Annotated in this window: 22 protein-coding genes and 1 tRNA gene; 11 read left to right on the top strand and 12 right to left on the bottom strand. The window is 52.7% G+C overall.

The annotated features are described in order from the left end of the window. Positions 1-89: 89 nt before the first annotated feature. The 6 genes from ABLV12_RS15895 to ABLV12_RS15870 form a co-directional block, all read right to left on the bottom strand. A complete protein-coding gene (locus ABLV12_RS15895; RefSeq protein ID WP_003856556.1) occupies positions 90-251 on the bottom strand; it encodes a DUF1328 domain-containing protein in 162 nt (53 codons plus the stop codon). A 124-nt stretch (positions 252-375) separates the two neighbouring features. Continuing rightward, positions 376-987 carry a molecular chaperone OsmY gene (osmY, locus tag ABLV12_RS15890; RefSeq protein ID WP_325906176.1) on the bottom strand — a complete coding sequence of 204 codons (612 nt, stop codon included), beginning with the start codon at positions 985-987 and terminating at the stop codon, positions 376-378. 217 nt (positions 988-1,204) lie between these two features. Then, positions 1,205-2,794, bottom strand: coding sequence for a peptide chain release factor 3 (prfC, locus tag ABLV12_RS15885; RefSeq protein ID WP_004108474.1), 1,590 nt, complete (start codon positions 2,792-2,794; stop codon positions 1,205-1,207). Between the two features lie 92 nt (positions 2,795-2,886). After that, positions 2,887-3,564 carry a pyrimidine 5'-nucleotidase gene (yjjG, locus tag ABLV12_RS15880; protein WP_004098385.1) on the bottom strand — a complete coding sequence of 226 codons (678 nt, stop codon included), beginning with the start codon at positions 3,562-3,564 and terminating at the stop codon, positions 2,887-2,889. A gap of 14 nt (positions 3,565-3,578) precedes the next feature. Then, positions 3,579-4,025 (bottom strand): ribosomal protein S18-alanine N-acetyltransferase, encoded by a 447-nt coding sequence (gene rimI, locus ABLV12_RS15875; RefSeq protein ID WP_004110373.1) that lies wholly within the window; start codon positions 4,023-4,025, stop codon positions 3,579-3,581. Further along, a complete protein-coding gene (locus ABLV12_RS15870) occupies positions 3,994-4,407 on the bottom strand; it encodes a DNA polymerase III subunit psi (protein ID WP_004108476.1) in 414 nt (137 codons plus the stop codon). Before ABLV12_RS15870 ends, rimI begins: the two co-directional genes overlap by 32 nt. Positions 4,408-4,565: 158 nt before the next feature. Between ABLV12_RS15870 and rsmC the strand changes: the two genes are divergently transcribed. Together rsmC and ABLV12_RS15860 are read left to right on the top strand one after the other, a co-directional pair. Then, positions 4,566-5,594: a 16S rRNA (guanine(1207)-N(2))-methyltransferase RsmC gene (rsmC, locus tag ABLV12_RS15865; protein ID WP_023320294.1), complete on the top strand. Its 1,029-nt coding sequence runs from the start codon at positions 4,566-4,568 to the stop codon at positions 5,592-5,594. Between the two features lie 167 nt (positions 5,595-5,761). After that, positions 5,762-5,848, top strand: a tRNA-Leu gene (locus tag ABLV12_RS15860). Between the two features lie 19 nt (positions 5,849-5,867). Here ABLV12_RS15860 and ABLV12_RS15855 read toward each other — a convergent pair. Then, positions 5,868-6,107, bottom strand: a complete 240-nt coding sequence (locus ABLV12_RS15855; protein WP_004110371.1) for a DUF1435 domain-containing protein — start codon at positions 6,105-6,107, stop codon at positions 5,868-5,870. Between the two features lie 262 nt (positions 6,108-6,369). On the opposite strand from ABLV12_RS15855, the gene ABLV12_RS15850 reads away from it, so the two are divergent. Both ABLV12_RS15850 and fhuF read left to right on the top strand, forming a co-directional pair. Continuing rightward, positions 6,370-7,416 (top strand): GGDEF domain-containing protein, encoded by a 1,047-nt coding sequence (locus ABLV12_RS15850; protein ID WP_004110370.1) that lies wholly within the window; start codon positions 6,370-6,372, stop codon positions 7,414-7,416. A gap of 110 nt (positions 7,417-7,526) precedes the next feature. Continuing rightward, the gene (fhuF, locus tag ABLV12_RS15845) at positions 7,527-8,315 is read left to right on the top strand and encodes a siderophore-iron reductase FhuF (RefSeq protein WP_004108480.1); all 789 of its coding nucleotides are present in this window, start codon (positions 7,527-7,529) and stop codon (positions 8,313-8,315) included. Between the two features lie 42 nt (positions 8,316-8,357). Here the strand turns inward: fhuF and ABLV12_RS15840 are convergent, their stop codons facing one another. Beyond that, entirely contained in the window at positions 8,358-9,701 is a 1,344-nt protein-coding gene (locus ABLV12_RS15840) for a PTS cellobiose transporter subunit IIC (protein WP_004108481.1), read from the bottom strand. Positions 9,702-10,042: 341 nt separating this feature from the next. On the opposite strand from ABLV12_RS15840, the gene ABLV12_RS15835 reads away from it, so the two are divergent. After that, positions 10,043-10,501 carry a YbaK/EbsC family protein gene (locus tag ABLV12_RS15835; protein ID WP_004108482.1) on the top strand — a complete coding sequence of 153 codons (459 nt, stop codon included), beginning with the start codon at positions 10,043-10,045 and terminating at the stop codon, positions 10,499-10,501. A gap of 13 nt (positions 10,502-10,514) precedes the next feature. On the opposite strand, the gene bglJ is transcribed toward ABLV12_RS15835, so the two are convergent. From bglJ to pobA, 4 genes are all read right to left on the bottom strand, one after another. Then, positions 10,515-11,195 carry a DNA-binding transcriptional activator BglJ gene (gene bglJ / locus ABLV12_RS15830; protein WP_004108483.1) on the bottom strand — a complete coding sequence of 227 codons (681 nt, stop codon included), beginning with the start codon at positions 11,193-11,195 and terminating at the stop codon, positions 10,515-10,517. Further along, positions 11,156-11,878, bottom strand: coding sequence for a LuxR C-terminal-related transcriptional regulator (locus tag ABLV12_RS15825; protein ID WP_004108484.1), 723 nt, complete (start codon positions 11,876-11,878; stop codon positions 11,156-11,158). The genes bglJ and ABLV12_RS15825 overlap by 40 nt, the downstream gene beginning before the upstream one ends. A 278-nt stretch (positions 11,879-12,156) precedes the next feature. Then, the gene (locus ABLV12_RS15820; protein ID WP_004108485.1) at positions 12,157-13,026 is read right to left on the bottom strand and encodes a helix-turn-helix domain-containing protein; all 870 of its coding nucleotides are present in this window, start codon (positions 13,024-13,026) and stop codon (positions 12,157-12,159) included. A gap of 23 nt (positions 13,027-13,049) precedes the next feature. After that, the gene (pobA, locus tag ABLV12_RS15815; RefSeq protein ID WP_016809293.1) at positions 13,050-14,234 is read right to left on the bottom strand and encodes a 4-hydroxybenzoate 3-monooxygenase; all 1,185 of its coding nucleotides are present in this window, start codon (positions 14,232-14,234) and stop codon (positions 13,050-13,052) included. Positions 14,235-14,516: 282 nt separating this feature from the next. On the opposite strand from pobA, the gene ABLV12_RS15810 reads away from it, so the two are divergent. The 6 genes from ABLV12_RS15810 to opgB all read left to right on the top strand — a co-directional run bounded on the left by ABLV12_RS15810 (position 14,517) and on the right by opgB (position 20,252). Further along, positions 14,517-15,293: a threonine/serine exporter ThrE family protein gene (locus tag ABLV12_RS15810; protein WP_004108487.1), complete on the top strand. Its 777-nt coding sequence runs from the start codon at positions 14,517-14,519 to the stop codon at positions 15,291-15,293. Next, a complete protein-coding gene (locus tag ABLV12_RS15805) occupies positions 15,284-15,757 on the top strand; it encodes a threonine/serine exporter (protein WP_004108488.1) in 474 nt (157 codons plus the stop codon). The genes ABLV12_RS15810 and ABLV12_RS15805 overlap by 10 nt, the downstream gene beginning before the upstream one ends. A 108-nt stretch (positions 15,758-15,865) precedes the next feature. Beyond that, on the top strand, positions 15,866-16,405 hold the full coding sequence (dnaT, locus tag ABLV12_RS15800; protein WP_023320292.1) for a primosomal protein DnaT: 540 nt from the start codon (positions 15,866-15,868) through the stop codon (positions 16,403-16,405). A 2-nt stretch (positions 16,406-16,407) separates the two neighbouring features. Then, positions 16,408-17,145, top strand: a complete 738-nt coding sequence (dnaC, locus tag ABLV12_RS15795; protein WP_024273697.1) for a DNA replication protein DnaC — start codon at positions 16,408-16,410, stop codon at positions 17,143-17,145. A gap of 64 nt (positions 17,146-17,209) precedes the next feature. Then, positions 17,210-17,704 (top strand): DUF2501 domain-containing protein, encoded by a 495-nt coding sequence (locus ABLV12_RS15790; protein ID WP_004108494.1) that lies wholly within the window; start codon positions 17,210-17,212, stop codon positions 17,702-17,704. A gap of 256 nt (positions 17,705-17,960) precedes the next feature. After that, entirely contained in the window at positions 17,961-20,252 is a 2,292-nt protein-coding gene (gene opgB / locus ABLV12_RS15785; protein WP_049128123.1) for a phosphatidylglycerol--membrane-oligosaccharide glycerophosphotransferase, read from the top strand. The last annotated feature ends 43 nt before the right edge of the window (positions 20,253-20,295 follow it).

The following is a 20,295-nucleotide window of genomic DNA, read 5'->3' as shown; positions in this document are numbered from 1 at the left end:
AAAGGTAACGCAATTTTTAACGCCCTGAAACAGAGAAAGCCAGTCTCATTGACTGGCTTTATGTAAGACGGTATTTCACTGATTAACGTCTAGGGACGTCGACGGCCGGTGAACAGGCTGACCAGGAACAGAATAATACCGACAACAAAGACAATTTTAGCAGCCCAGGCAGCGGTACCTGCCAGGCCACCAAAACCCAGAGCGGCGGCAATTAAAGCGATCACCAGAAAAATAATGCCCCATCTAAACATACGTCTCTCCTTACCATAGTTAATGACGGTCGATTTTCTGCGCACTCAGGCCGCGCATACACAACCCTGTGGTGCTACACATCCTGCGGAAAGACCGCAGAATAAATTCTTTTAATGAATGGATTTATTTAACGCTAAGATCGTTCTTCACGCTTTTGACGCCGGAAACGGCTTTAGCAATGCCTTCCGCACGTTCCGACTGCTTGCTGGACTCGACCGTGCCGGATAAATGTACGACGCCATCGGAGGTCTCAACTTTCACGTTACGCGACGGGACGATATCGTCAGCCAGTAATTTAGCTTTGATCTCGCTGGTCACCGCGGTATCGCCCGCGTAGCCCTTCAGCGACGCTGATTTTTCGTTCTGCACGCTAAGCTTGTCGTTTACCGAGCTCACGCCTTCAACGGCTTTAGCTACGCTAAGCGCTTGTTTATGCTGCTCTGAACTATCAACTGTACCGCTTAACGTGACGACTTTATTTTCCGTTTTCACCGAGATATCGGTGCTGCGAATATCCTTATGATCGATCAGCGCCGCTTTCACCCTGGCGGTGATGGTGCTGTCGTCCATAAAGTTTCCGACTTTGTTCATCGAATTATCAACGGCTTGACCGGCATTGCTGGCTGCAGATTTTGCGCTGTCTACGGTCGAGTTTTCTGCATACGCCGAAGCGCTGATTATTGCTGAGCCCAGGAAGAGGGCCAGGAGTGTCTTGCCGCTCTTAAGTCTTGTCATCGTCGTTCCTCGTTATATCTAAGCAGGTAAAGCAAAATAAGTAGTCTATTAAGCCAGGATTCCAAAAATTACTTATTAAATGTAGTAGATACACGGAAGAGTGCGGCATGAACGGGTAAAAAAGCAGGCAAAACGGTAAGAATTAAGAACTTTCCAGATAGGGGCTTCTGAAAGAAAAACGACGTGGAGCGCGGCGAAAACCGCGCTCCGGAGAGGATTAGTGCTCGCGAGTTTTACGGAACTGGACGTCAGGATAACGCTCCTGCGTCAGGTTCAGGTTAACCATGGTCGGGGCGATGTAGGTCAGATTATCGCCGCCATCGAGCGCCAGCTGAATTTCGTTCTTACGCTTAAACTCTTCGAATTTCTTCGCGTCGCTGCATTCCACCCAGCGGGCGGTGGCGACGTTGACCGACTCGTAGATCGCCTCAACGTTGTATTCGCTCTTCAGGCGAGCGACGACGACGTCAAACTGCAGTACCCCCACCGCGCCGACGATCAGATCGTTATTGGCGATCGGACGGAACACCTGCACCGCGCCTTCTTCAGAAAGCTGAACCAGACCCTTCAGCAGCTGTTTCTGCTTGAGCGGATCTTTCAGGCGAATGCGGCGGAACAGTTCCGGGGCGAAGTTCGGGATACCGGTGAACTTCATCATTTCACCCTGGGTGAAGGTATCGCCAATCTGGATGGTGCCGTGGTTATGCAGACCCAGGATATCGCCCGGATACGCTTCTTCCACATGCGAACGGTCGCCGGCCATGAAGGTCAGCGCGTCGGAGATCACCACATCCTTGCCGATACGCACCTGGCGCATCTTCATGCCCTTCTCGTACTTACCGGAAACCACGCGCATAAAGGCCACGCGGTCGCGGTGTTTCGGGTCCATGTTGGCCTGAATTTTAAAGACAAAGCCGGTGAACTTCTCTTCCGAGGCTTCCACGGTGCGGGTATCGGTTTTACGCGGCATCGGCGCAGGCGCCCACTCCACTAAACCGTCCAGCATATGGTCAACGCCGAAGTTACCCAGCGCGGTTCCGAAGAATACCGGCGTAATTTCGCCCGCCAGGAACAGATCTTTATCGAATTCGTTAGACGCGCCCTGCACCAGCTCCAGCTCGTCGCGCAGCTGCTGCGCCAGGTCTTCACCCACCGCCGCGTCCAGATCCGGGTTATTTAACCCTTTAACGATGCGCACTTCCTGGATAGTGTGACCTTTACCGGTCTGGTAGAGATAGGTTTCATCTTTATAGAGGTGGTAAACGCCCTTGAACAGCTTGCCGCAGCCAATGGGCCAGGTGATCGGCGCGCAGCCGATTTTCAGCTCGTTTTCCACTTCATCCAGCAGCTCCATCGGGTCGCGGATGTCACGGTCAAGTTTGTTCATAAACGTCAGGATCGGCGTATCGCGCAGACGGGTGACTTCCATCAGCTTACGGGTACGATCCTCAACGCCTTTCGCGGCATCGATAACCATCAGACAGCAGTCCACCGCCGTCAGCGTACGATAGGTATCTTCGGAGAAGTCTTCGTGCCCCGGAGTATCCAGCAGATTGACCAGACAGTCGTGATAAGGGAACTGCATTACGGAAGTGGTAATGGAGATACCGCGCTGCTTTTCCATTTCCATCCAGTCAGACTTCGCATGCTGACTGGAGCCGCGGCCTTTTACCGTACCGGCGGTCTGGATAGCCTGTCCGAATAACAGCACCTTTTCAGTAATGGTCGTTTTACCGGCATCCGGGTGAGAAATAATGGCAAAAGTGCGGCGCTTGGCCACCTCCTGCAAATAAGGAGACAACGTCATAATTCAATCTTCTTAGTAAACGCGGCAATGCGCCGCGCATGTTGAATACGAAAAAATTGCGGCTATTTTACCCATCAATGGGGGGGAGGCAATCAGTGTTTACACAGGAGTTGCTCCAGTTCGCTTAAAGAGGTGACCGTCCAGTCCGCGCGGAGGTCGGCAGGCAGCTCGCGTTGATGAGGGTTAAACCAGCAGGTGGCCAGGCCGGCATTCACGCCGCCGCGAATATCAGATTCCGCCGTATCACCCACCATCAGCACCCGTGAACGATCGGGGTTGCCCGCCTGCGCCAGGGCATAATCAAAGATGCGCGCATCCGGTTTAGCGACCCCAACCTCTTCAGAAATAATCAGTAAATCAAAATGATCGCGTAACCCGGTACGTTCAAGACGCGTCTGCTGTAGCGAGGTAAAACCGTTGGTGATGATGCCCATTTTCACCTTACCCTGCAGCGAATCCAGCAGCGACACCGCGCCCGGCAGCGGCGAGCAGATCTCCGCCATCGCGTTCATAAACGCGGCGTTCAGCTCACCAGGAGGGACGTTCAGGCGCTCCGCCCAACCGTCAAAGCGCTGATGCTGCAGTTGAAGAGAAGTGATAGCGCCGTTCTGATAATCCACCCACAGCGGCTTATTCACGGCCTGGTAGTCCTGAAAATCCTCTGCGGAAAAGGTCACGCTATAGTCGAGAAACATCCGCTGTAGGCCGCTAAACGAGTCAAACGTAAATAACGTTTCATCGGCATCAAAGAAAATCCAGTCCCACTTCATCGTATCACCTTGTCTTACATACTGATTGGCAGTGCCATAATAATGGCGTCCTCACGTCCGTCGACCGTGGGGTAATAGTTGCGGCGAATCGTCGCCTCGTTAAAGCCTAAGCTTTCATAGAGCGCGATGGCGGCGACGTTAGACGCGCGCACCTCCAGCCACAGCGTGACGACGCCGCGTTTTTCTATTTCATCAATCACCTGCTCCAGCAGCGCTCTGCCCAGACCGCGACGCTGAAAAGCGGGATCGACGGCGATATTAAACAGCGTCGCCTCGTCGAGCACGATTTGCGTAATAGCAAAGGCCGCCATCTCCCCGTCTACGGACAGCTGAAGATTCAGATAGCGATCGCCCTGATTGCTGGCAAACGTCTGCTCGCTCCAGGGGAAAGCGTGGGCGCGCGTTTCAATTTGCCAGGCCCGTGGCAAATCAGCCGCGTTGAGGGTAGAAATCGTGTTCATGTGCGCAGATCTGTTGCCAGAGCGCCATGCGAGCAGGCGTACTGGTCTGAAGTTCATCGAAAGCGGGCGTGGATAGCTGCGCGCCCGCCAGCATCAGCGGCGTGTCCGTACCCAGCCGCCAGCTATTACAGCGTGCGTCCTGAGGCAACATCGCCACGCGCTCAGGCGTCAACTGCATTACCTGCTCCGGCGTCAGGGACAGCGTGCGCAGAATATCGCGGATAAGCGGTTCGGTCAGCGATGGCGGTTCTTCCGCCACCATCACCAGACGAATGTGTCCAGGAAGCGAGATAGCGATTTCACCCTGTAACGCCCCAGGACGACGCAGCGACCACTGGGTAATACCCAGCTGCTGTAATTGCCAGTCTCGTCGGGATGTCATAGCGAAACACTCCTGTTAATTAAGCGCGCAATATAGCAAATACGTCGTATTTGCGCCAACAAACTACGCGGCGGCCGGAGCGCATCCCGCCGCCAACAAAGAGGCAGGCTGAAAGATAACGTGTATAATCGGCGCCAGTCTTAATGAAGGAGTGTTTCATGTCCGCTTTTACCCCGGCAAGTGAAGTCTTGCTGCGCCACAGTGATGATTTCGAGTCCGCCCGCGTTCTGTTTGCCGGTGACCTGCAGGATGACCTGCCCGCTCGTCTGGATACGGCTGCCAGCCGCGCCCATACCCAGCAGTTTCACCACTGGCAGGTACTGAGCCGCCAGATGGCTGAAAACGCCCGTTTTAGCCTGGTCGCGGAAGCCAGCGATGTTGCCGATTGCGATACGCTGATCTACTACTGGCCAAAAAACAAACCCGAAGCTCAGTTTCAGCTGATGAATCTGCTTTCCCTGCTGCCGGTCGGTATTGATATTTTCGTGGTTGGCGAAAACCGCAGCGGCGTGCGCAGCGCTGAGCAGATGCTGGCGGAATATGCGCCGCTGACTAAAGTCGACAGCGCGCGCCGCTGTGGTCTCTATCACGGTCGTCTGGAAAAACAGCCGGCCTTCGATCCCGAGCAGTTCTGGGGCGAGTATCCGCTGGAAAATCTGACGATTAAAACGCTGCCGGGCGTCTTCAGCCGCGATGGCCTGGATATTGGTAGCCAGCTGCTGCTTTCAACCCTGACGCCGCACACCAAAGGTAAAGTATTGGACGTCGGCTGCGGCGCCGGCGTACTGGCAACCGTGCTGGCCAGCCACTCGCCTAAAGTCCGCTTATCCTTATGCGACGTCAGCGCCCCGGCAGTTGAAGCCAGCCGCGCCACGCTCGCCGCTAACGGTATCGAAGGGGAAGTATTCGCCAGCAATGTATTTTCCGAAGTGAACGGCCGCTTCGATATGATTATCTCCAATCCTCCTTTCCACGATGGTCTGCAGACCAGCCTGGAAGCCGCTCAGACCCTGATTCGCGGCGCCGTACGGCATTTGAACAGCGGCGGAGAGCTACGCATCGTCGCCAACGCCTTCTTGCCCTATCCGAATGTGCTGGATGAGATCTTCGGCTTCCATGAAGTGATTGCCCAGACGGGCCGCTTTAAGGTTTACCGGACGGTGATGACGCGTCAGGCCAGGAAATAGTCCCGCGTTTTTTCGGCGACAGCAGACGCTCGTCGCCGAACTTTACCCTCTCAGTCGCCCATTTTTGCAACAATCAATCCAACTGATACAATTAACTATTGACGAATAGCTGAAAACCACTAGAATGCGCCTCCGTGGTAACGATACTTTTATAGTGTCGATGGTATGCGAAGGTGGCGGAATTGGTAGACGCGCTAGCTTCAGGTGTTAGTGTCCTTACGGACGTGGGGGTTCAAGTCCCCCCCCTCGCACCAATATTCTTACCCTTCTGCTTTATCCCATCAGCCTCAAATTCAGCAATATCAGCATTATTCCACCGATCAGCGCCACGCATGATGGCAGCAAAACAAAATGCCGTAGCTGCCGGTGCCAAATCATCATCGCTGACATCAGCATTCCCAAAGTGACCAATCCACGCCAGGCATCTACCGACAAATCGGCAAACCCGAGGGCAGCAAGCACTACGCCAGGGATCAACACGCCCCATCCACTCCCTAAAGTTCGCTGCAACATGATTTCGCCTCTCACAACGATAATGATAACCAATACCATATGATAATTTTTATCATTTGTCATCCAGGGAAAATAGCGCATCCTTATTCTTTACGTTTGCGGTAATGACATACATTCATGAAGGTGATAAATTAAACAAAATAATTTATATATTAAATTGTCTGATTATTTCGTAAAAACCTTATTTTACGCACTGTTTTTTATTATTCATTCCAACCTCACATCACTTTGAATTTTAACGATTAATAATGACAACTCCGACATGACTGCACAATCCTGGCGATCCCATTACGAACAGAAATATCAGTATTCCTTACGGCTATTTTTACTGCTTAATTTGGTTTCATCCTTTTTATCGCTGGTCAGCCCGCTCTTTACCGTCATTACATTTACCCCCCCCTGCTTTTTGATCGTGGCCTGCAGCGCGGTTCTGCTGCTATGGCACTGGAAATTCGCCCAGCACAAAATAAATATTCCGCTTATTTCACTGATATTTGGTTTGCTGTGGGCATGGCATGTAGCCCTAAAAGCAATGGTGATGGGCCCCCCACATTTTAACTACCTGGTCATCGCGTTATTAAGCGTGCTATTTATCGGCACCATTGCTTTTTCCAGCAATATCATTGCCTTTACGTTGCACTCGTTACCCACCTACGTGACCTGCCTGTTCCTCGGCGGAGGCGAACAGTGGTTGCGCATGTCCTGGTGCTTTGTGTTGCCGATTGCAGGGATCGCCCTGCAAAGCCTGATGCAAAAACGCAGCGATGTTTTCACCCAGGGCCTCATGGATAAACTGTTGAAAGAACGTAATACCCTTAACGATCTCAGCATGTTGGATCCTCTCACCGGCTTGTATAACCGTCGGGGCTTACAAAATCGTCTGGACACCATTCTTTCTTTGGACAGTAGCGAGCATTACGTCCTGCTGCTGGATATTGATCATTTCAAAGCCTATAACGACCACTATGGGCATATGATGGGCGACCAGGCCTTAATTCAGGTCTCCGCAGCCATTCGTAACGCCGTGCGCTCGCGCGATATTGTGGCCCGCTTTGGCGGCGAAGAGTTTATGGTGCTATTGACCAGCAGTAGTGCGGAAAACGCCCTTCAGGCCGCGGAGCGAATCAGGCAGCGGGTCTACGATCTGAAAATCCCGCATATGTTCAATGAAAGCGTCGCGACCAATGTCACCATTAGTATCGGCATGACGCCGCTCGTAGATGCCGATATCGATAGCGCCCTGAAACGAGCGGATAACGCGCTCTATGAAGCCAAAAATATGGGGCGAAACATTATTCTCGCCAGCTAACCCCTGTATCGCGCAGCAGGGTGTCATCAGGCGGACAAATCGCTTGCCAAGCTGGCGCCCCGGCATTAACATCGTAAATCATTATCATTTAGATTTGTATCTGGCGCGCAATGGCTTACCGTTCACTTGCATTCAATAATGACCTCATCTGGCGGGCCCCGCTGCCTTCGGCTGAGCGCGAACTGGCGAATGCATTACATGACAAGATCGCTGCGCTACGTCCCCATCTGCTTGATTTTCTGCGACTAAATGAAGAAGCCCCCCATCATGCGCTGACGCTTACAGAGTGGTCGCAGCCCGCAATGCTAAGTTCCCTGTTGGCGACCTGGTCCGACCATATTTATCGTAACCAGCCGGGGAAACCCCGTGAGCAGAAACCGCTGCTTTCCCTGTGGGCACAGTGGTACATCGGTTTGCTGGTTCCGCCATTAATGCTGGCGCTGTTGAGTGAAGAGCGCGCCCTTAGCCTGGCGCCGGAGCATTTTCGCGTCGAGTTTCACGAAACCGGCCGTGCGGCCCGTTTCTGGATTGAGGTACATTCGGCGGGCGCCTCGCCGGAACAATCTGCGCAATCAAGGATGGAAAAGCTGATCGCTACGGCTCTCCAACCTGTCGTTCAGGCGCTTGAAGCCACGGGTGATATCAATGGCAAACTTATCTGGAGCAATACGGGTTACCTGATCAACTGGTATCTGGGTGAAATGAAAACCCTGCTCGGAGATGAAAAAATTGCCGCTCTGCGTCAGCACTGCTTCTTCGAAAAACAGTTTTCTGATGGCCAGGATAATCCGCTCTGGCGTACGGTCGTTTTGCGGGAAGGGCAGCTCGTCCGTCGAACCTGCTGCCAGCGCTATCGCCTGCCGGATGTTCAGCAGTGCGGGGACTGCACGTTGAAATAAACAATTGTTTAAAACGGGCGGCTAAAATAGCCGCCCGTTTTTTTATGCCGTTTGTTGACTCTCTTCCGCCATGCGCTGTGCCTCTTCGGCCTCCTGCGCCAGCAGCTGTTTCTCATACACCTTGAAGAATGGGAAGTAGATAATTGCGGAAACGCAGGCGAGAACGACGACCAGAATCGCCGCCCGGAAATCCCATCCCAGCGCCCACGCGCCGCCGATCGGCGCCGGAGCCGTCCACGGAACAACCGAAATCACCCGGCCGATAAGATCCAGCTTCATTGCCGCCCACGCCAGTACGGCGTTAACCATCGGCGCCAGCAGAAAGGGAATAAAGAACACCGGGTTCATCACGATAGGGGTGCCAAAGATAACCGGTTCGTTGATGTTGAAAAGGCTTGGCACCACGCTAAGACGACCAATTGAACGCAGATGCGCCGAGCGGCTACGCAGATAGCAGAATACTAACCCCATCGTCGCCCCGGAACCGCCAATCACAATGAAGAATGTCCAGAACGCCTCCATAAAAATATGCGGCAGCGGAGCCCCCTGAGCCAGAGCCTGCTGGTTCATTCCAAGGTTAGTCAGCCAGAACATCTGCAGCATACCGGAAACAATAGCGGCACCGTGGATCCCCGCAAACCATAGCAGGTGCCCCACCAGCACCGCCAATAAAATCGCCGGCAGCGAATCCGCTGCGGAAACCAGCGGTTTAAAAATAGCCATAATGGCCTGGGGGATCAGCATATCGAAATGATGCTGGATAAGCAGACTCAAAGGATAAAGCGTCAGGACGACCACCAGTACCGGGATCAACAGATCAAAAGAGTTTTTGATCATCGGCGGCACCTGATCCGGCAGGCGAATACCAATATTATGTGCTTTAAGAAAGCGCATCATCTCAACGCAGTAAACGGCAACCAGAATCGCGGTAAAAATCCCCGTTCCGCCCAGGCTATCTACCGGCAGGTTACCGTTCGTTTTTGGCGCTGCCACCAGCAGGAAGGCCATAATCGACAGCATGGCGCACATGAAGGGATCGAGCTGGTTGCTTTTTTCGTAATGCTTTCCGAGGTTATAGGCGATCGCGGCGCAGATGTAGATAGACATGATGCCCATTGTCATATCGAACGGCGTCAGAATACGCCCTTCAAACTCTTTTGCCAGATCCAGCCAGGCGCGAGCAAATCCCCAGGTGGTATCCGGCGAAAACGGCGGGTAAGCAAATACCAGAAGAAATGAACCAACAATCATAAACGGCATCGCGGAGATGAAACCATCACGAATAGCCATCACGTGACGCTGGGACGAGATGCGTCCGGCGACAGGGCTGATGTAATTCTCTACAAAGCGAAATATCAGATTAAATGCAGCATGGTTAGCAGACATGGCAGCCCTCCTGACAGGCTAGATGAACAGGCCCAACAACGATTATTTTGCCGTTGTGATGAATGCGCTTCTGCGAAGAACCCATCCGTTTGGATAAGCTACCGCCTCTACAGCTCAAGACTTTTCGATTCATCCACGGCTCTTTTGTTATAGGTGAAGCAGGGAAGTTACCTTGTCAGTATTCATATCTAAATGAATAACCGCAACCGGTTACAGTAACCGGTTGCGGCCAATGTGAAGGAGATCCAGAAATTGGAAAGATTCTTGATTATCTATCAGGGATATTTACACTTTGCGAAGCTTGTGACAGATTTTTAACAAGCCTTAATCAGGAGATTCCAATGAGTCTGCAGTCCGTGCGGCAGTTTTTTGCTGACCGCGCCCCCGATATCGAAATCATCGAACTTAATCAGAGTACGGCCACAGTAGCGTTAGCCGCGGCGGCGCATAACGTTGAACCCGGACAAATAGCAAAAACCCTCTCTTTAAAAATAAAGGAAAGGGTCGTACTTGTTGTCGCAAAAGGCGATGCACGCCTGGATAATAAAAAACTCAAGGAAGCATTCGGCGCTAAAGCGCGCATGCTGAGTAGCGATGAGGTCATTACGTTAACCGGACACCCCATTGGCGGCGTTTGCCCTTTTGGCCTGGAAGTTCCGCTGGCAGTGTATTGCGATATTTCATTAAGACAGTATCCGGAAGTGCTTCCAGCAGCAGGTTCAATACATAGCGCCGTTCGCATTTCACCCGAGCGAATGGCGCAGCTGACGGATGCTACATGGATTGACGTTTGTCTTTAATAGACGATTAGCACTACTGGGCAAGGCGCATTACCCTGGCATCATCATTGTTTGCCGATAAGCGCATTAATATATCAGCCGCGCTCAGTAGTCCCATATCAGAACTGACGCCCAGCTTGGTCATGGCATTAAATTTATGCGCCCGAATCGTTTTAATATTGCGCTCCAGCTGTGTCGCAATCTCAGGCAACGAATAGCCATAAGACATATAGCGCAGGATGGTATGTTCCGTCGGGCTCAGAATTTGACTACACATGCCCTGCTTTTGGTTTAGCGAGCTTTCATTTGCCGGGCCGCTGCGTTCGAGAAGCTGCAGCAGATGTTCCTGCAGCTGTAGCCGACAGGCTGATTTATTCAAAATGCCGTGCAGGCGTGAAGGCGTCAGATGGCTAACCAGACGCATTTCAGCTTCATCATTGGCTAAGACAATTCTTTGCATTTCAGGGCAGTAGCGTGCAATCTCATGAAGAAAGAGTAAGCTTTCAAGCCGGGATCGACGGTTACCTGAAAGAGAAAAAATAATCGCCGAAAAATCTTTAGACTGGAACTCCCGCTTTAATGCCTGAGTATCTTTAAAGAATTGAATGCGATAATTCTTACCACTTTCATTAATTAAAATGTGGCGAAGGGCCACTTCCGTCATCGCACATTTCTCTACGATAGCGACATATCGTGCTGTGAGGTCTTTTTCCATTCAGTTTGATCTCCATAGGCTGAATAAATATTCAGCTCCTTCATTCCCTGTGCACTATTAATCCAGGCATACATCTCTGCATTGCTACGCAAAGACAAGCGGCGCATAGCACTATTTTTCTGCGCACTTATGGTTTTATTGCTCTTCTTCAATAAAGCAGCAATTTGATTAATTCCCCATCCTTTAGCGAGAAGCCGCAACACTTTTCGCTCAGAAAGCGTCAGAATGACCATTTTTTGCTGTTCGTCACCGATGTGTTCCACTTCAGGAGAGAACAATGTCTGGCTGATTCGCTCGGCGGCAAGCCCACCCGCGCGAACCACTTCGATGAGACGTTTTACCGGCTCACTGTCTGAAATTAATGTGCTTTCAGGCCGCATTAATAATTCAACCGCTAATGGGAAACAGGCACTTCCTACCATAAAGACCCAGTGTATATCCCTGTATTGCGTCATTAAGGAGTAGTAGTGTTCACAAATATTTCTTGGATTCTCTATTTCACCGGATAAATCTGCAATAACCAGTACTGCGCGCCGCAGTTGCAGCAGGGTGAGCTCATCCTGAGAACGGCAAAAACTCAATTCATAATCGGGTAGATGCTCCCCAACAATGGCCTTCAAGCCGGACTGCATAACCGGTATTCTGCTGATAATAATGCCGAACTTACCCTGTCCTGGTAACATAAACCCTCCGCTTCCTGTCGAAGATTCACGACCGGCAGAAAAACAATTGGATGAATAACTTAATAGCCATCATATTATTTTGCCAAAATGAATCTTTATCGTCCCTGGCGAGCACGCAGTACCGCGCTCTAAAGCCAATTTACATTATATGGAGTAACATATTGCAGTTATCCCCGCCAATGATTAACATTAACACAGGTAGTTGTCAGCAATAAATTAGAAATGATTAAAAGCTTCGTTAGATACGCTAACTTAAGATATGTTTAATAAATCTTTTTTCATTTTATTTTGTTCCTAAATGCTTTAGGAGATTCGCCGTTATAACGACGAAAGAAACGAGAAAAATAGGCTGCATCAGTAAATCCTAAATAATCAGAAAGTTGTGCAATCGTCATGCTGGTGTATTGCAGATTGCGACGCGCCTCAAGCATCAATCTTTGATGTAATACTCCCAGCGCGCTGCAGCCGTAGAATTCATGGCACAAATAATTCAGATGCGTTGCAGAAACGCCCGCCAGCTTTGCATAAGCGGCTAAGGGCATATGTTCGCGATAATGACTTTCTATCAGTCGAGAAAAATGACGCATGACGCTACGCTTGCGCTCAGCTTTGTCTGCCGTTATCGGCTGCGGGCGATGCTGCCGGTTCAACCACACCAGCAGCGCTCCCAGCAGGGAATGCAGCATCATTTCACGCGCGTCATACTCTTCGCGATACTCTTCGCGCAAAGCGGTGAATAGGGCCCGAATATGGCTCCGCGACGCCTTGACCGGCACGCATCGCGGCTGGCCGAGTACATCCAACTGACTGGCAAACTGACTTTCGAGACTTCCGAGCAGCGGCAGCGCCAGCGACAAGACGTAGCCTTCCGTACCCGGGGAAAAACGAAAACCATGAATACACAGCGCCGGAACGATCTGAATACAGGACTCCCTCATCACGGTCGTCGTACCTTCGATTTCAATTTCCGCCTGCCCTTTGTGCAGATATAGCAGCTGCACCAGCTCTGCGTGCTGATGCAGGCGGATATGCCATTCATAAAGATGGCTTCGCTGGAGTATCGACTCGCAGTGCAGCAGATCGGGCGTCGGCCAGCCCTGCTCTTCGCCATACAGTTTAAAAACGGGAATGGTACTCACTGCCTGCATCGGGACTCCTGAACGGTTTCTCTTTATGCCACGCGCTCCATCGGCAAACCGACATAGTTTTCAGCGATCGTGGTTAATCCGGCGCGTGAGCCAAGATAATAACGCCGATCCGCAGCCTGCATTTTTCTATCGAACTCGCTTTGTTGCGGGAAATCATGCAGCAGACGGGTCATAAACCAGCTGAATCTTTCGCCTTTCCATACCCTATCCAGCGCAAAACGAGAGTAGCTCGCCAGCAGGTCAACGCGACCATGGTGATAATATTCACGGAGGATGCGCCATAAATAGTTCACATCGGACGCCGCGAGATTCAATCCTTTTGCCCCGGTAGGCGGTACGATATGCGCCGCATCCCCCACCAGAAACAATCTGCCGTACTGCATCGGCTCCACCACATAGCTGCGCAGCGGCGCGATGCTCTTCTCGAGTGAGTGACCAGTCACTAACTTGCTGGACAGCTCTTCAGGGAGGCGGCGTTTGAGTTCATTCCAGAAACGCTCATCAGACCATGCCTCAACCTTTTCACTGAGCGGGACCTGGAGGTAATAACGGCTTCGAGTTAGTGAGCGCTGACTACAAAGAACAAACCCGCGTTCGTGGTGCGCGTAAATAAGCTCCGGGTTCACCGGCGGCGTATCGGCCAGCAGCCCCAGCCAGCCAAACGGCCAGACGCTTTCGTACTCTTTCAGCACCCCAGGAGGAATACTTTGACGGGACACGCCGTGAAAGCCATCGCAGCCGGCGATAAAGTCGCACTCTAAGCGGCAGTGTTCGCCATTGCTGATAAAAGAGACCGATGGTCGATCGCTCTTTGCCTCATTAATAGTGACTTCGCTGACGCCATAAATCGTCGCCGCCCCGCATTCCGCCCGCGCGGCCATCAAATCCCGCGTCACTTCAGTCTGGCCATAAACCATCACGCTTTTGCCCGCCGTCAGTTCCGTCAGCGCAACCGGTACCCGCTTGCCCTCAAACAAAAATTCGACGCCATGATGCACCAGGCCTTCAGCCTCCATTCGCCGGGCGGCGCCGGCTTCGCGCAGCAGCTCTACCGTTCCGCTTTCCAGAATGCCCGCGCGGATCCTCCCCAGCACGTACTCAGGAGTCTGTCGCTCAAGGATGACGGTTTGAATCCCGGCGTGATGTAACAACTGCCCCAGCAGGAGTCCGGATGGGCCAGCCCCGATAATCGCCACCTGTGTTTTCATAGCATCGCCTCAGTATGGTTAATTATTTGTTTGTTTTTTGTTTATTAAAAGTTTGAATTTGCATTTTTGATAAGTCTGGCGGGAAAAAGAAGGGAGAAATTGGTGCAAAAATTGTACTTTTCACCAATCTTGCGGAAGTGTGGCGGAGTTCAAATTTCAGCGCCCCCAGGATGCGACGGTTTTTTACACATTGTTTGATCCGGACCGCTCAGATAAAACGCAACTTCAGGTAAAAGTATCGCCAGACACTACGGCATCGGGCATCACGGACAGCAGGTATCTATGCAAGCAGATCGGGCAACTCAGCGCGCAATCACGCGATTGTGCATTCAATGTGGTCTTTTCTTATTACAACACGGAGCGGAAAGCGCGCTGGTAGAGGAGCTTTCAACCCGCCTGGGCCTGGCGCTGGGGATGGATAGCGTGGAAAGCGCCATCTCTTCTAATGCGATTGTTCTCACCACCATCAAAGATGGCGAGTGTCTGACGTCGACGCGGAAAAACAGCGATCGCGGCATCAACATGCACGTCGTCACGGAAGTTCAGCATATTGTGATTATGGCGGAACATAAGCTGCTGGATTATAAAGACGTCGAAAAACGCTTCGCCCAGATCAAGCCGCTGCGCTATCCACGCTGGCTGCTGGTTTTAATGGTCGGCCTTTCCTGCGCCTGCTTTTGCAAGCTTAACAACGGCGGCTGGGACGGCGCGCTGGTCACTTTCTGCGCCAGCACGGTAGCGATGTATATTCGCCAGGTCCTGACTCATCGCTCCATGCATCCGCAAATCAACTTCTGCCTCACCGCCTTTGTCGCAACCACCATCTCCGGACTGATGCTGCGCCTGCCGGCTTTCGCCAGCACGCCGACGATCGCGATGGCCGCCAGCGTGCTGCTGCTGGTACCCGGCTTTCCGCTGATCAATGCGGTTGCCGACATGTTTAAGGGACATATCAACACCGGCCTGGCGCGCTGGGCAATCGCCAGCCTGTTAACCCTCGCGACCTGTATTGGCGTGGTGATGGCGATGACAATGTGGGGGCTACGCGGATGGGCATAATCATTTATCTCTACGAACTGGCGCTGGATATGGTGCTGGCCGCCATCCCTGCCGTTGGGTTTGCGATGGTATTCAACGTTCCGCAGCGAGCGCTGCGCTGGTGCGCCCTGTTGGGGGCTATCGGCCACGGCTCGCGCATGGTTATGATGACGGCAGGTTTTAATATTGAATGGGCGACGTTTATGGCCGCCCTGGTGGTTGGCAGCATCGGCATCCAGTGGTCGCGCTGGTATCTGGCTCACCCGAAGATTTTCACCGTTGCTGCGGTAATCCCGATGTTCCCGGGCATCTCCGCCTATACCGCGATGATCTCTGCGGTGAAAATCAGCCATTTTGGTTACTCGGAAGAGATGATGATTATGCTGTTAAGCAATTTTCTTAAGGCTTCGTCTATCGTTGGCGCATTATCCATCGGGCTTTCTATTCCGGGACTTTGGCTGTATCGCAAGCGTCCGCGCGTCTAGCTAACCGCGCCGCCGGTTCGCCCGCGGCGCTCCTTCCTGAGCGACCTCTATGCTACTATGTGTGCAGCTACCCCTCTCTTTTTAGTTGTTCAGAGTTGAGATTGATTTATGTCTTCACGAATATTAACTACCGATTTTAGCGGTCTGGATGACTTCATGCAGGATCACGCGGCGGTGCTGGCAAAATCCACCGCCGGCGCCGTCGCCGTATTTGCCAACAACGCGCCCGCATTCTATGCGCTGACGCCGGAGCGTCTGGCGCAGCTGCTGGAGCTGGAAGCCAAATTATCGCGCCCTAATAGCGATATTGCGCTGGATGCGCAGTTTTTTGACGAGCCGACGACGGCCCCCGTTGCGGTACCGATGGGTAAATTTCCGATGTATGCCGACTGGCAGCCGGATGCCGATTTCCAGCGTCTGGCCGCGCTGTGGGGCATCGCCCTCAGCCAGCCCGTCACGCCGGAAGAGCTGGCGGCATTTGTCGCTTACTGGCAGGCGGAAGGTAAAGTCTTTCATCATGTCCAGTGGCAGCAGAAGCTGGCGCGCAGCGTGCAGATTGGCCGGGCCAGCAACGGCGGCCAGCCGCGACGGGATGTCAACGCGATTAGCGAACCCGATAACCATATTCCACGAGGATTCCGAGGATGAGCATGAAAAATGTCGGCGATTTAATGAAGCGCCTGCAAAAGATGATGCCAGCCCATGTCGAACCCGCGTTCAAGACAGGTGAAGAGCTGCTGGCGTGGCAAAAAGAACAGGGCAAGCTGCGCTCTGAGGCGCTGGAACGCGAAAACCGCGCCATGAAAATGCAGCGTACCTTTAACCGCTCCGGCATCCGCCCGCTGCACCAGAACTGTTCGCTGGATAACTACCGGGTTGAGTGCGAGGGCCAGATGATTGCGCTGTCCAGAGCGCGCCAGTACGTTGAGGAGTTCGACGGCAATATCGCCAGCTTTATCTTCTCCGGAAAGCCGGGTACCGGAAAAAACCACCTTGCCGCCGCTATCTGCAACGAGCTGCTGCTGCGGGGGAAATCGGTATTGATTATCACCGTCGCCGATATTATGTCAGCGATGAAAGATACCTTCGGCAACCGGGAAACCAGCGAAGAGCAGCTACTCACCGATTTGAGCAAGGTCGACCTGCTGGTAATAGACGAAATCGGTATGCAAACGGAATCACGCTACGAGAAGGTCATCATTAATCAGATTGTCGATCGCCGCTCTTCGTCAAAGCGCCCAACCGGTATGCTGACGAACAGCACCATGGACGAGATGAACAAACTGCTTGGCGAGCGCGTAATGGACCGTATGCGGCTGGGCAATAGCCTGTGGGTCAATTTTAACTGGGAAAGCTACCGCGATCGCGTAACCGGAAAAGAGTATTAAGATATTTCTGAACACCGCCAGCGTTATAATCTTTGCATGTTCAGCCACGGCGAAGAGTACGTCTATGAAATCTGCAAAAACGTTGTTCCGCACGGCGATAGTGGCCGGCGCTTTATTCACCTTCGGCGCCCACGCCACCTCCTGGCAGGATTCTCTCTCCAGCGCCGCAAACCAGCTCAGCAGCCAGAACGGTAGCCAGCAAAGCGGCGGGATGTCCCTCTCTTCTCTGACCGGTTTGCTCAACGGCGGCAACCAGTCGTTGACCTCCAGCAGCATGAATAATGCCGCAGGGATTATGTCTTATTGCGCGAAACAGAAGCTGGCTTCAGTCACCAATACTGAAAACATCAAAAATCAGGTGCTGGATAAACTGGGTCTCAGCACGCCGGAAAAACAAAAAGAAGACACCAGCTATCTTGAGGGTCTTCAGGGTTTGCTGACCAGCAAAGATGGCCAGCAGCTGAATCTGAACAACCTTGGCAGCAGCCCGCTGGCGGAAAAAGTCAAAACCAAAGCCTGCGACCTGGTCTTAAAACAGGGCGTGAGCTTCCTCTCCTGATTTATCCTCTTAATGCCGCGTTTGGCGGGTTACCCTGGCCAACGCGGCGGCAACGTCTGTTTTTTAACATCTTTGCCCGGAATCTCCTGTCTGACAGGATGTGAGGCAGATCAAAAACGGCGATTTCTAAACCAATTCTGAACCACAGCACAAATTCATGACGTTACAATTGCGGCAATATTGCGCTGCAATTACAGTGTAGCGTGGAAAAAGATCTATCTGGCCAGCAGACAACTGGCGTGAATGAGGATGAGCTGTGTCAGAGTTGTTATCCATCGCCCTGTTTCTTGCCTCGGTGATGATTTATGCATTAAAAGCCGGTCGTAATACCTGGTGGTTCGCCGCCACGCTCACGGTGCTGGGCCTGTTCGTTATTCTGAATATTACCCTCTACGCCAGCAATTACTTCACCGGCGATGGTATCAATGACGCGGTACTTTATACGTTGACCAACAGCCTGACGGGCGCTGGCGTGGGCAAATATATCCTGCCTGGCGTTGGGCTGGTCGTGGCGCTGGTCGCGGTATTTGGCGCACTCGGCTGGGTGCTCCGCCGCCGCCGGCATCACCCTCATCATTTTGGCTACAGCCTCGTGGCGCTGGTTCTGGCGCTGGCTTCAGTGGATGCCAGCCCCGCTTTTCGCCAGATTAGCGAGTTGGTTAAATCCCAGTCCCGCGATGGCGATCCTGACTTCGTGGCTTACTACAAAGAGCCATCAAAAAGCATCGCCAATCCGCAACTGAACCTGGTGTACATCTACGGCGAAAGTCTGGAGCGCACTTATTTTGATAACGACGCCTTCCCGGACCTGACGCCGGAGCTCGGTAAACTCAAAAGCGAGGGGCTGGATTTCAGCAATACCGCCCAGTTGCCCGGCACCGACTACACGATTGCCGGAATGGTCGCCTCTCAGTGCGGAATCCCGCTGTTTGCGCCGTTTGAAGGCAACGCCTCGGCCTCAGTTTCCAGCTTTTTCCCGCAGAATATCTGCCTTGGGGATATCCTGAAAAACTCGGGTTATGAGAACTACTTCGTACAGGGCGCGAATCTGCGCTTCGCCGGAAAAGATGTCTTCCTGAAGTCTCACGGCTTCGATCATCTGTACGGCGCGGAAGAGCTAAAAACCACGGTTGCCGATCCGGCCTATCGTAACGACTGGGGCTTCTACGATGATACGGTGCTTGATGAAACCTGGAAAAAATTCGAAGCGCTTTCGCAGTCCGGTAAACGCTTCTCGCTGTTTGCTTTGACGGTCGATACCCATCATCCGGATGGTTTCATCTCCCGAACCTGCCAGCGCAAAAGCTACGACATGGACGGCAAAAAGAACCTTTCCTTTAGCGCCGTCTCCTGCAGTCAGGAGCACATTGCGGCGTTAATCGAGAAGATTAAAGCTTCTCCGTGGTTCAAAAATACGGTCATCGTGGTGTCATCCGATCACCTGGCGATGAAAAACAGCGCCTGGGATTATCTGAATAAGCAGGATCGCAGCAATCTGTTTTTCGTCCTGCGCGGCGATCAACCCCAGCAGGATACGCTGGCCGTCAAACGTAATACCATGGATAACGGCGCGACGGTGCTCGATATTCTCGGCGGCGATAACTTTATTGGCCTTGGCCGCAGCAGCCTTTCCGGAGAATCGCTCTCCACTGTGTTCCTCAATATGAAAGAGAAAGTGCTGGCGTGGAAGCCGGATATCATCCGCCTGTGGAATTTCCCCAAAGAGATGAAGAACTTCACCGTTGATGCGCAGAAAAATATGATCTCCTTCTCCGGCAGCCATTTCCGCCTGCCGCTGCTGCTGCGCATCTCCGACAAACGCGTTGAGCCGCTGCCGGAAAGCGAATACTCCGCACCGTTGCGCTTCCAGCTGGCCGATTTCGCGCCGCGTGATAATTTCGTCTGGGTCGACCGCTGCTACAAGATGGGTCAGCTGTGGTCGCCGGAAGTGGCGCTCTCCACCGACTGGTGCGTATCGCAGGGCCAGCTGGGAGGCGAACAGAAAGTCCAGCGCGTTGACAAAGCCCAGTGGCAGGGTAAAACCGCGTTCAAAGATACCCTTATCGATATGGAGCGTTATAAGGGCAACGTCGATACGCTGAAGATTGTCGATAACGACATTCGCTATAAAGCCGACAGCTTCCTGTTCAACGTTGCCGGCGCGCCGGAAGAGGTGAAGCAATTTAGCGGTATCTCTCGACCGGAAACATGGGGGCGATGGTCTAACGCTCAGCTCGGCAGCGAAGTGAAAATTGAATATAAGGAGCCGCTGCCGGAGAAATTCGATCTGGTGATTACCGCCAAAGCCTACGGTCCGAATGCCAATAAGCCGATTCCGGTACGGGTAGGCAGCAGCGAACAAACAATCGTCCTGGCTAATGATGTCACCACCACTACCCTGCATTTCGATAATCCGTCGCGCAGCAGTACGTTGACGATTGCGCCGCCGGACCCGCAGTCCACGAACGAGGGCAATATTCTCGGCCACTCCCCGCGTCAGTTGGGCATCGGTATGGTTGAAATCAAAGTGGTGAAAAGCGAAGGGTAACCCCTTCCACCCGGCGGCTTTTGCGCCGGGTCGCGGTGACTGG

Source organism: Klebsiella sp. CN_Kp100 (assembly GCF_040065315.1).
Classification (GTDB): Bacteria; Pseudomonadota; Gammaproteobacteria; order Enterobacterales; family Enterobacteriaceae; genus Klebsiella; species Klebsiella oxytoca.
The sequence above is the reverse complement of the archived record's forward strand: the minus strand, read 5'-3'. Positions and strand labels throughout refer to the sequence as shown.

Excerpts from the sequence above, each read along its gene's own strand:
- ABLV12_RS15895 (WP_003856556.1), bottom strand. The coding sequence starts at position 251 with ATGTTTAGATGGGGCATTATTTTTCTGGTGATCGCTTTAATTGCCGCC.
- osmY (WP_325906176.1), bottom strand. The coding sequence starts at position 987 with ATGACAAGACTTAAGAGCGGCAAGACACTCCTGGCCCTCTTCCTGGGC.
- prfC (WP_004108474.1), bottom strand. The coding sequence starts at position 2,794 with ATGACGTTGTCTCCTTATTTGCAGGAGGTGGCCAAGCGCCGCACTTTT.
- yjjG (WP_004098385.1), bottom strand. The coding sequence starts at position 3,564 with ATGAAGTGGGACTGGATTTTCTTTGATGCCGATGAAACGTTATTTACG.
- rimI (WP_004110373.1), bottom strand. The coding sequence starts at position 4,025 with ATGAACACGATTTCTACCCTCAACGCGGCTGATTTGCCACGGGCCTGG.
- ABLV12_RS15870 (WP_004108476.1), bottom strand. The coding sequence starts at position 4,407 with ATGACATCCCGACGAGACTGGCAATTACAGCAGCTGGGTATTACCCAG.
- rsmC (WP_023320294.1), top strand. The coding sequence starts at position 4,566 with ATGTCCGCTTTTACCCCGGCAAGTGAAGTCTTGCTGCGCCACAGTGAT.
- ABLV12_RS15855 (WP_004110371.1), bottom strand. The coding sequence starts at position 6,107 with ATGTTGCAGCGAACTTTAGGGAGTGGATGGGGCGTGTTGATCCCTGGC.
- ABLV12_RS15850 (WP_004110370.1), top strand. The coding sequence starts at position 6,370 with ATGACTGCACAATCCTGGCGATCCCATTACGAACAGAAATATCAGTAT.
- fhuF (WP_004108480.1), top strand. The coding sequence starts at position 7,527 with ATGGCTTACCGTTCACTTGCATTCAATAATGACCTCATCTGGCGGGCC.
- ABLV12_RS15840 (WP_004108481.1), bottom strand. The coding sequence starts at position 9,701 with ATGTCTGCTAACCATGCTGCATTTAATCTGATATTTCGCTTTGTAGAG.
- ABLV12_RS15835 (WP_004108482.1), top strand. The coding sequence starts at position 10,043 with ATGAGTCTGCAGTCCGTGCGGCAGTTTTTTGCTGACCGCGCCCCCGAT.
- bglJ (WP_004108483.1), bottom strand. The coding sequence starts at position 11,195 with ATGGAAAAAGACCTCACAGCACGATATGTCGCTATCGTAGAGAAATGT.
- ABLV12_RS15825 (WP_004108484.1), bottom strand. The coding sequence starts at position 11,878 with ATGTTACCAGGACAGGGTAAGTTCGGCATTATTATCAGCAGAATACCG.
- ABLV12_RS15820 (WP_004108485.1), bottom strand. The coding sequence starts at position 13,026 with ATGCAGGCAGTGAGTACCATTCCCGTTTTTAAACTGTATGGCGAAGAG.
- pobA (WP_016809293.1), bottom strand. The coding sequence starts at position 14,234 with ATGAAAACACAGGTGGCGATTATCGGGGCTGGCCCATCCGGACTCCTG.
- ABLV12_RS15810 (WP_004108487.1), top strand. The coding sequence starts at position 14,517 with ATGCAAGCAGATCGGGCAACTCAGCGCGCAATCACGCGATTGTGCATT.
- ABLV12_RS15805 (WP_004108488.1), top strand. The coding sequence starts at position 15,284 with ATGGGCATAATCATTTATCTCTACGAACTGGCGCTGGATATGGTGCTG.
- dnaT (WP_023320292.1), top strand. The coding sequence starts at position 15,866 with ATGTCTTCACGAATATTAACTACCGATTTTAGCGGTCTGGATGACTTC.
- dnaC (WP_024273697.1), top strand. The coding sequence starts at position 16,408 with ATGAAAAATGTCGGCGATTTAATGAAGCGCCTGCAAAAGATGATGCCA.
- ABLV12_RS15790 (WP_004108494.1), top strand. The coding sequence starts at position 17,210 with ATGAAATCTGCAAAAACGTTGTTCCGCACGGCGATAGTGGCCGGCGCT.